The organism is Kitasatospora sp. NPDC048296 (genome assembly GCF_043201815.1).
Lineage (GTDB): Bacteria > Actinomycetota > Actinomycetes > Streptomycetales > Streptomycetaceae > Kitasatospora.
The window spans coordinates 1-8,282 of record NZ_JBICZB010000136.1 but is presented as its reverse complement, the minus strand read 5'-3'; the positions used below and the strand labels follow the sequence as shown (position 1 = coordinate 8,282).

The window sequence follows — 8,282 nt, the reverse complement described above, 5'->3', positions numbered from 1 at the left end:
TAGAGAAACGCCCTCCAGGCGGACACACGCACGTCCGCCCAGGTCAGACCCCGGATTCGCAGCTCCAGGCCGCGGAATTATGTCGAACGCGGGACCGCGGCGCGCTGCTGGACGACGGCCTTCTCCACTGGGCCGACGACCTGGTCGCGGTGGACGGCGAGACCGCACGGGCGGTCGAGGAGTTGACCGGCCCGAACCGGCAGGTCCGCATCCTCGGCTCCGGGATCACCGACCCGTGGGGCGGGCAGCCGGAGGACTTCGCCAGGACCATCGTGGAGACCCAGAAGGCCACGGCGCACTTCTACGTCGCCTGAGCGCCACCCCACCCCAACTCCCTGGTCATTCCCCCCGGTGACGGACGGCCGGGGAACCATTCGGTAGGACGAGAGCACGTGAGCGACGCCCTCGCTTCACCGCCTGAGCACCTCCGGCCCTGCCCGCCCTTCGCGGGCAGGGCCGGCTCCTCGCTGGGTCAGCTCATCCCCCGCACCGGCGGTTCGTCCCGGGTCCCGTCCTCCGCCACCACCGTGAACCGCTCCCGCTCGGCCACCGACAGGTCGACCGGGTACAGCGAGGTGGTGTCGTTGACGTCCAGCTCCCGGCTCCGGCGGCCCGTCGCCGCGTCGACCCGGGTCAGCTTGTCGCGGGTCATCGCCCACACCGAGGTGCCGTCCAGCAGCACGCCGGTCACCTGGTCGTCCAGGCCCGCCGTCCAGCGCTTGCCGCCGTCCGCCAGCGAGTACGCGACCAGCCGCCCGGTGGCGGTGCGGCTCGGGTGCTTGCCGCCGCTGATGCTCACGTCGCCCGGCTTCTCGCCCGGCACGATGAACAGGTCCCCGACGACCACCCCGCCGAGCAGCGGCCGGGCGGTGAACTCGTCGAAGGCGTGCACCCCGCCGAGCATCACGTCCAGGTCGTACTCGTCTCCCGAGACCGGTATCGAGGCGCGCTGCTTCCCGGACCGGTCGTAGCTGAGCACCGCGTGGGTGCCGCGCTCGGCCTGGGCGTCGACCCACACCGTGAGCGGGTCGGCCGACACCACCATGAGGTTCTTCAGCCCGCCCTCCGCCGGCAGCGCGACCCGAGACTGCTCCCGCCCGTCCCCGGACGCCAGCGACCGCAGGACCGGCGCCGCGTTGCCGCACTGCGCGACCGTCACCACGTCCTGCTCCCCACCGGAGACCTCCAGCGGCGTGCACCCGGGGTCGGGCGCGCTGCGCCACTGCTCCCGTCCGTCCGTCAGCCGCACGGCCCGCCAGCCGTCCGTGCCCTGCAGCACGGCCTGCGTCCCGGCGACCGCGACCAGGTCCGAATCGGCGGAGTCGCCGTCCCGGGCGGGCGCGTCCACCGTGGCGGTCCAGCCCTCCTTGCCGTCGGAGAGGGCCAGCGCCGTCACCGCCGCGCACGGCTTGCCGTGCGGCGAGTGCCCGATCAGGCCGATGCCGCCCGGTCCGGTCCCCCGGCTCATCGTGCACACCGAGTCCTCGCCCGGCGGCGTCCACTGCCATGCGACCGACCCGCCCCCGCTGCGGTACGCCACCACCTCGTCGGGCCGGACCCGCACCACCAGGCCCCCACTGGTCCAGCTGCCGACCGCGCGGACCGTGGACGGACGGTCCAGCGGGGCCTTCCAGGCGTCGTTGAGGCCGTCCCCGGCGAAGCAGAGGAAGATCCCCAGCCCCAGCAGCGCCCCGACGGCCACCGACGGGAGCCCGTGCCGGGGGTGGATCAGCGCCCAGACGAAGCCGGCGCCGCAGGGCATCAGTCCGAGAATGCTGACGGCCCCCATGAACCCGAGGCTGTCGCCGCCGAACCCGTTGGCGGGGGCGAACAGCACCGCCAGGCCCAGGCTCGCGAACATCGCGCCCAGCACCCCGCCGGAGACCACCATCCAGGTCTCCTTGCTCATGGCGATCCTGGCGCGCCACCTCGTCCGCGCCCGGACGACACTGTCCTCGGGCCCCTCGGCCATGCCGGTCTCTCCCCTGCGAAGCGCCGCCCACCGCGAAAGGGCGACGATCATCGGATCGTCGCAGAGCAGGGCAAGATCCTAAACAAAGAGCAGGGAAAACCCCGCTCTTCCCTCCACATGGGAGGTCCTGACCGGCGCGGTCGTTACGAATCCCGGCCGCGCCCGGCCTTCTCGACAGCCGCCGACCACACCAGCCCGGTGCGGTAACGGAGAGACAGGGGCGGACACTCCCGACGCAGCGGCTCGACGTGGCACTCGTGGCGCGGCGTGTGGGCGCCGGACGAGGGCGGGGCGTCGAGGCTGGATGCGGGGGATCCCCGGTCGGTGGACGAGGGGCCGCCGACACCGCCGCCCTTGACCCGGTCACCCTTACCGCCCAGGACGGCAGCACCTCGAAGCTTCACCATCGAGATCGACTGGCACCCGGCCTTCAAGGGGCCAATATTGCCCCTCAAGCGGCACCGACGGACTCCCGCCCGGCACCCAGTTCAGCTTTCCCCTTGAGGGCACCCCCCGTGACCGAGGTCGCGGCGGGTGCCCTCAACGCGTTCTTCAGGGCGTCGCCCAGGGTGCCGTCTAGGGCGTGGGCGCGGTGAGATACCGCTGGACCGTGGGTCCGAGCCAGTCCACGATCTCCTCGCGGCTGAGCGCCACACTCGCCGGGAACCGCAGCACGTAGCGCGTCAGTGCGAGCCCGAGCACGGTCGAGGCGCACAGTGCCGCCCGGGCCTGCGCCTGCTCCGGCGCGGGGCCCACCCGGCGGGCCAGCGGGATCAACTGATCGCGCAGCACGCTCTGCATGCGCTCGGCGGCGGCAGGGTCGGTGGCGCCGACCCGCATCAGCGCGGTGAGCTCCCCGTTCTCCTCCCACAGGGTGAGGAAGTGGCGCACCAGGGTGCGGCCGATCTCCTCGCGCGGTTCGACGGACAGGCCGGGCAGACCGGGGTCGATCGAGACGGCCTCCGCGAAGAGGCCCGCCTTGTTGCCGTAGTAGCGCATCACCATCGACGGGTCGATCTTCGCGTCGCGGGCGATGGCCCGAATGGTCGCCTTCTCGTAGCCGTCCGCCGCGAACCGCTCGCGGGCCGCGGCGAGGATCGTGGCGCGGGTGGCGTCGGAACGCCGGGCGGCCTGCTGGTTCTCCGTGCTGCCGGTCATGCCAACGAATGTAGGCCAACATGTGTTGACAGTCCAGGGCTGCAGCTCTACGTTTGCCAACAAGCGTTGACCAACAAGCGTTGGCAAGGTGGCAGTCGCCGGGGCCCTGGTGTCACCGGCGATGCCCCTTGAGCGTCCGTCAGATCTCCTCGTGCCACAGGTAGCGAGCGTCGTGAGCCTTGCCGGATCCAGTACGGCGGTGGCCGGCCTCAGTGCCGTGGGACAACCGACAGCGAGAGGAAGTACCGAAGATGGCCAAGCTGCAGAGCCTGGACCCGAATACGCCGATGTTCGCGCAGTTCAAGGAGAAGACCGGGCCCATCGTCCTGGCCAACACCTTCGTCGTCCCGAAGGAGAGGGCTGAAGCGTTCCTGACCCTCTTCCGGAGGCAGGCCGAGTTCATGAAGGCTCAGCCGGGATTCGTCTCCCTGCAGATGCACAAGGGAACGGCGGACAGCCGGCTTCTGATGAACGTCGCGGTCTGGGAATCGACCGAGGCGCTCGCCACGGCGTTCGCCAGCCCGGAGTTCCAGCGCATGGTGGCCGAGTCCCCCGACGACGTCGTGTCGTACCCGCACATCTTCGAGCGGATCGACGTATGACACGGCAGCCGTAGCCGAGGGGGAGGGCGGCCGGAGAAGCCCTGCCCTCCCCCCGGCAGCCACGCATCCGTGCACCATGCCGGTGGTCGCGGGAAGCGGTGCCTCAGCCCGCGAAGACCACGCGGTCCTTCGCGAACTCGACGTACTCGAACACCGCCCCGCCCGGGTGCCGGGCGGTCGCGTTGCGACCGGTCGGCACCTCGTTGGGGCCGTCCAGCAGCTCCCCACCCTGGACCCGTAGCAGTTGCCCGAGGCCGTCCAAGTCGTCGACCAGCACCGTCGCCTGCACGCGACGGAAGGGCGCCAGCGCCTCCTCCGCCCCAGCGCCCAGTTCCCCCACCTGATCGGCGCCGTCCTGGACGGGCTGGCGCCCGGCCGCAGCGGGGGACGAACGGGCCTCTCCAACGCCTCGTCGCCGTCCAGCCGACAGGTGCGCAGCTGCGGCGCCAGCCGCCCGCACCCGAGTGACCGGCCGGGTCCTCCGGTCGCAGCGGACGCCCCACGGCCCGCCCCCGGAACCGTAGAATCCGCCTGTCCGGATGGAAATCCCAGGAAGGATCGGCGTGTTCCGAGCGCAGCGTCCCCGCACCCCCGAGCTCACCCCGTGGGAGGGCGAGGGCCCCGTCAACGGCGTCGCCCTGCTGCTGCCCGGCGGGTTCCTCCGGAGCCGGCGCGGGCCGCTGAAGGTCGCCGAACTGGGCCTACGGGACCTCACCACCGAGCTCACCGACCGCGGCCGCCCGCACGGCCTCGCGGTGCACCTGCTGCGCTACCGCTACAGCGGCTGGAACGGTGCCGACGCCGACACCGCCGTCGACACCCGCTGGGCGCTCGACGAACTCGCCCGCCGCCACCCGGGCGCACCGGTGGTGCTCATCGGCAACTCGCTCGGCGGGCGGGCCGCCTTCCGGTGCGCCGGGCACCCGAGCGTCGTCGGCGTCGCCGGGATCGCCCCCTGGCTGCCCACCGGCGACGCCGTCGAGCAGCTCGCCGGGCGCCGGGTGCTGATCGTGCACGGCACCGCCGACCACAGCGCGGCCAACGCCACCCAGTCCCTGGAGTACGCGCTGCGCGCCCGGCAGGTCGTCCCGGACCTCGCACGCTACGAGGTGTCCGGTGGCACCCACTTCCTGATCCGGCAGGCCGCCGACATCAACGCGCTGACCACCGCCTTCACCCTCACCGCGCTCGGCGTCGAGGCCACCGCGCTCGCGAGCGGCACCGTCTGCACCCGGCTGCCCATCCGGGCCTGACCGGACATCAACTCCATGTTGGAGAGGGGCACTTCCCCACTGGCCGACACGACACGGCCCGTCCGCTACCGGAATCAATCGCAGTGCGCCGGGCCCCGGTCCGGTGGTGAAGCGATTCTGAACGCTGCCCTGAGCTGGGTCCGGCACACCCTCCCGAACTGTGGACCTCGGCTCGGACGGGCCGGTTCCGCTGCTCGATGTACTGCCGGACGATGCTCAGGGGTGCGCCGCCGACCGATCCGGCGAAGTACGACCCGGAGCAGGGCCGCTGTGCTCGCCAGTAGTGCCGGACCAGGTCGGGGCGCCCGGTGGAAGATCACGCCGGGCGGGGACCTGTCGTTGCCGAAGATCGGTGATGTGCGGGTGAAGTGGTCCCGCACGCTGCCGTCCACTCCGTCCACGGTGACCGTGGTCAAGGACAGGGCGGGCCGGTACTTCGCGTCCTTCGTCATCGAGACCGACCCGTCCGCCGACCTCGGGCGCATGCCCGAGACGGACGGTCGGATCGGGATCGACCTAGGTCTGACGCACTTCGCCGTCCTGTCGGATGGCCGGAAGATCGACAGCCCGCGTTTCCTGCGCCGGGCCGAGAAGCGCCTCAAAAAGGCGCAGCGGTCCCTCTCCCGCAAGGAGAAGGGCTCGAAGAACAGGGACAAGGCCCGCCGCAAGGTCGCCCGTGCTCATGCGCGGGTGGCCGACGCCCGGCGCGAGTTCCACCACCAGCTCTCAACGATGATCATCCGCGAGAACCAAGCGGTTGCCGTTGAGGACCTGGCGGTCAAGGCACTCGCCCGGACGAAGATGGCCAAGTCCGTGCACGACGCCGGATGGTCGCAGTTCCTCGCGATGCTGGAGTACAAGGCCGCCCGCTACGGGCGCACCTTCACCCGCATCGGTCGGTTCGAACCGACATCGCAGGTCTGCTCCGACTGCGGCGTCCAGGACGGCCCCAAGCCCCTCAACATCCGCCTCTGGCGGTGCCGGGCATGCCGGGTGTGGCTGGACCGGGACATCAACGCCGCCGTCAACGTAGCCAAGGCCGCCGGACTGGCGGTGACAGCCTGTCGAGCGCAGGTCAGACCGGGACCTGTCCCGGCACAGCGCGAAGAAGCAGGAACCCACCGAGACGGTCAGACGACCGTGGTAGGAATCCCCCGGCTCTAGCAGGGGGAGCGGAAGTCAACCGAAGCAACTGCTCCGCTGCTGCCCGGTGTCGTGAACGGCGGTCCGCGTCAGCGCGTACTGGACCGGCGTCGCCAGCACCGCCACCGGCAGCACCGCACAGAGCGCCAGGTGCCCCAGGCCGGTCCGGACGACGCTCCGACGCCGGGCGGTCACGAGCTGCCAGCCACCCCAGCAGACCGCGCCGATCCCCGACAGCAGCCCCAACCAGGCCAACGGCAGCACGTACACCGGCGCGCCGGCGCTGTCCCGGCAGCGGCTCACCAGCGCGCGGACGTCGTCGTCCGCGAGCAGCGTCGGCACGCCGCACAGCCACCCCGCCCCCGCGAGCACCAGCGGACCGCCGGTCCGGAACCCTCGCGCGGCGCCCGATCCCTCACGCACCAGCCCACCCCCTCCCTCACGCACCAGCTCGTCGCCTCTCGCGCGTCATTCCGCGGAGTCGCCGTCCACCAGGGCGATCTCCGGCTGCTCGCCGTCCGCCAGCAGGAAGTACGCCAGGAAGGTCGCCCCCTTCGCCCCGGCGTCGAAGCGCACCGGCACCCCGACCGGCTCGTGGAACACCTCACCGGCCTTCAGCTCGGTCTCCGGCCCGCCCTCGACCTGGAAGTGCACCGTACCGGCCACCACGCTGCCCACCACCGGTCCGTTGTGCACGTGCCACCCGGCGGCGAACCGGGGCGGCATGGTGATCCTTCGCACCTCGACCCGCGAGGTCGGCTTCACCGGTGAAACCGGCTCGTCCAGCAGCACCTCGCGCGAGAAGGGCAACTGATTTGGCGTCACACTCGTGTTCTCCATGGGAGACCATTCTGCACCCCTCGTCCCACCGGCCACGGAGACCCCATGGCCATCACCAGGCGCACCGCCCTCGCCCTTGCCGGGCTGCTCCTCGTCGCCGTCCCCACGCCCGCCCTGGCCGCGGGCCGCACGCCGACGGACGGCCCCGACCGGGCCACACTAAACGCCGCGATAGCCGCCCGACCAGGGGATCCGACAGCGGGCACGGTCGCGCGGGTGACGGTCGACGGACGGGTCTGGCGCGGCACCGCCGAGGATCCGGTGAGCGGGCAGCCGGTCGCGCCGAACGCCGCCTTCCGGATCGGCAGCATCAACAAGACCTTCGTCGCCGCCGTCCTGCTGCAACTCGCCGCCGAGCACCGGATCGACCTGGACGGCACCGTCCAGCAGTACCTGCCCGGCGCCGTACTGGAGGGCTTCAAGCCGATCACCGTCCGCCAACTCCTCGACCACACCAGCGGACTGCCGCAGGCCGTCGAAGGACCGGACGTCAAGGACAACGACGGCCTGATCGCCCAGCGTTTCGGGGTCGAGACCCTCGACGAGGTCGTCCAGCGCATGCTGCACCCCGAGGGCGGGCCCGCCGCCCCGGTCTTCGACCCGGGCACCGAGCAGCAGTACAACAACTTCAACTACCGCCTGGCGGGCCGGATCATCGAGCAGGTGACCGGCCGCTCCGTCAAGCAGGAGGTGACCGCCCGCATCCTCCGGCCGCTGCACCTGCACCACACCGAGGTCACCGAGGGGCGGCCCGAGATGCCCGAGCCCCACCTGACCGGCTACCTCCCGAAGGACGCCCTCACCCCGACCGACGTGTCCGAGCAGGGCGGCAACCCCGAGTCGATGGTCTCCACCCCCGCCGACCTGGACCGCTTCCTGCGCGCCCTGCTGGACGGCGAACTCCTGCCCCCGCAACAACTGCACGACCTGCTCATCCTGCCGCGCGACGCCGCCGGCCAGCCGGTGCCCTACCGAGACGCCGGGAACTGCCAGTCCGGGCCGGACAAGGGCAAGGCCTGTTTCAGCGCCGGGCTGATGGCCATTGCACTGCAGGACGGCACGGTGGTCTGGGGCAAGACCGGCCACGACCTCGGCTACTCCGACGGCTTCTTCGCCACCCCGGACCTGAGCAAGCGCCTGGTCTACTCCGTCGGCGCCAGCGGCGTCACCCCGGCCCCGGCCCTGCGGCTCGCCTTCACCGTCTTCGGCCCCTTCGCCCGCTAGGAGCGTGGGTCGGTAACGAGCAACTGGCCGGGTGGGTTTGATCGCCGCGATCGGTCGCGGTCGCCCGGTCCGTGCTCGCCGCGCCGGTGG

Annotated in this window: 9 protein-coding genes and 2 pseudogenes; 5 read left to right on the top strand and 6 right to left on the bottom strand. The window is 71.8% G+C overall.

Translation table 11 applies throughout. From position 1 onward, the window contains the following. A partial coding sequence (locus tag ACGF12_RS37520; protein ID WP_393040804.1) for a hypothetical protein occupies positions 1 to 314 on the top strand: 314 nt, incomplete at its 5' end. A 158-nt stretch (positions 315 to 472) separates the two neighbouring features. On the opposite strand, the gene ACGF12_RS37515 is transcribed toward ACGF12_RS37520, so the two are convergent. Together ACGF12_RS37515 and ACGF12_RS37510 are read right to left on the bottom strand one after the other, a co-directional pair. Further along, positions 473 to 1,972, bottom strand: a complete 1,500-nt coding sequence (locus ACGF12_RS37515; RefSeq protein ID WP_393040803.1) for a PQQ-binding-like beta-propeller repeat protein — start codon at positions 1,970 to 1,972, stop codon at positions 473 to 475. 576 nt (positions 1,973 to 2,548) lie between these two features. Then, entirely contained in the window at positions 2,549 to 3,130 is a 582-nt protein-coding gene (locus ACGF12_RS37510; RefSeq protein ID WP_393040801.1) for a TetR family transcriptional regulator, read from the bottom strand. Positions 3,131 to 3,381: 251 nt separating this feature from the next. Here ACGF12_RS37510 and ACGF12_RS37505 point away from each other — a divergent pair, with 251 nt between their 5' ends. After that, positions 3,382 to 3,732, top strand: coding sequence for an antibiotic biosynthesis monooxygenase family protein (locus ACGF12_RS37505; RefSeq protein ID WP_393040798.1), 351 nt, complete (start codon positions 3,382 to 3,384; stop codon positions 3,730 to 3,732). Between the two features lie 103 nt (positions 3,733 to 3,835). Here ACGF12_RS37505 and ACGF12_RS37500 read toward each other — a convergent pair whose 3' ends face one another. After that, positions 3,836 to 4,072 (bottom strand): hypothetical protein, encoded by a 237-nt coding sequence (locus ACGF12_RS37500; RefSeq protein ID WP_393040795.1) that lies wholly within the window; start codon positions 4,070 to 4,072, stop codon positions 3,836 to 3,838. A 223-nt stretch (positions 4,073 to 4,295) separates the two neighbouring features. Between ACGF12_RS37500 and ACGF12_RS37495 the strand changes: the two genes are divergently transcribed. Further along, positions 4,296 to 4,985 carry an alpha/beta hydrolase gene (locus ACGF12_RS37495; protein ID WP_393040792.1) on the top strand — a complete coding sequence of 230 codons (690 nt, stop codon included), beginning with the start codon at positions 4,296 to 4,298 and terminating at the stop codon, positions 4,983 to 4,985. A gap of 178 nt (positions 4,986 to 5,163) precedes the next feature. On the opposite strand, the pseudogene ACGF12_RS37490 reads toward ACGF12_RS37495, so the two are convergent. After that, a pseudogene (locus ACGF12_RS37490) lies at positions 5,164 to 5,289 on the bottom strand (IS200/IS605 family transposase); the annotation flags it as partial. On the opposite strand from ACGF12_RS37490, the pseudogene ACGF12_RS37485 reads away from it, so the two are divergent. Then, a pseudogene (locus ACGF12_RS37485) lies at positions 5,289 to 6,149 on the top strand (RNA-guided endonuclease InsQ/TnpB family protein); the annotation flags it as partial. The pseudogenes ACGF12_RS37490 and ACGF12_RS37485 overlap by 1 nt on opposite strands. Positions 6,150 to 6,164: 15 nt before the next feature. Here ACGF12_RS37485 and ACGF12_RS37480 read toward each other — a convergent pair. Both ACGF12_RS37480 and ACGF12_RS37475 read right to left on the bottom strand, forming a co-directional pair. Beyond that, complete coding sequence (locus ACGF12_RS37480) at positions 6,165 to 6,551, bottom strand: hypothetical protein (RefSeq protein WP_393040789.1); 387 nt, start codon at positions 6,549 to 6,551, stop codon at positions 6,165 to 6,167. Positions 6,552 to 6,596: 45 nt separating this feature from the next. Continuing rightward, entirely contained in the window at positions 6,597 to 6,968 is a 372-nt protein-coding gene (locus ACGF12_RS37475; RefSeq protein ID WP_393040787.1) for a cupin domain-containing protein, read from the bottom strand. Between the two features lie 45 nt (positions 6,969 to 7,013). Between ACGF12_RS37475 and ACGF12_RS37470 the strand changes: the two genes are divergently transcribed. Further along, positions 7,014 to 8,192 carry a serine hydrolase domain-containing protein gene (locus ACGF12_RS37470; RefSeq protein WP_393040784.1) on the top strand — a complete coding sequence of 393 codons (1,179 nt, stop codon included), beginning with the start codon at positions 7,014 to 7,016 and terminating at the stop codon, positions 8,190 to 8,192. Positions 8,193 to 8,282 lie beyond the last annotated feature (90 nt).

Coding starts and splice junctions, on each gene's coding strand:
- ACGF12_RS37475 (WP_393040787.1), bottom strand. CDS start 6,968: ATGGAGAACACGAGTGTGACGCCAAATCAGTTGCCCTTCTCGCGCGAG.
- ACGF12_RS37515 (WP_393040803.1), bottom strand. CDS start 1,972: ATGGCCGAGGGGCCCGAGGACAGTGTCGTCCGGGCGCGGACGAGGTGG.
- ACGF12_RS37470 (WP_393040784.1), top strand. CDS start 7,014: ATGGCCATCACCAGGCGCACCGCCCTCGCCCTTGCCGGGCTGCTCCTC.
- ACGF12_RS37505 (WP_393040798.1), top strand. CDS start 3,382: ATGGCCAAGCTGCAGAGCCTGGACCCGAATACGCCGATGTTCGCGCAG.
- ACGF12_RS37510 (WP_393040801.1), bottom strand. CDS start 3,130: ATGACCGGCAGCACGGAGAACCAGCAGGCCGCCCGGCGTTCCGACGCC.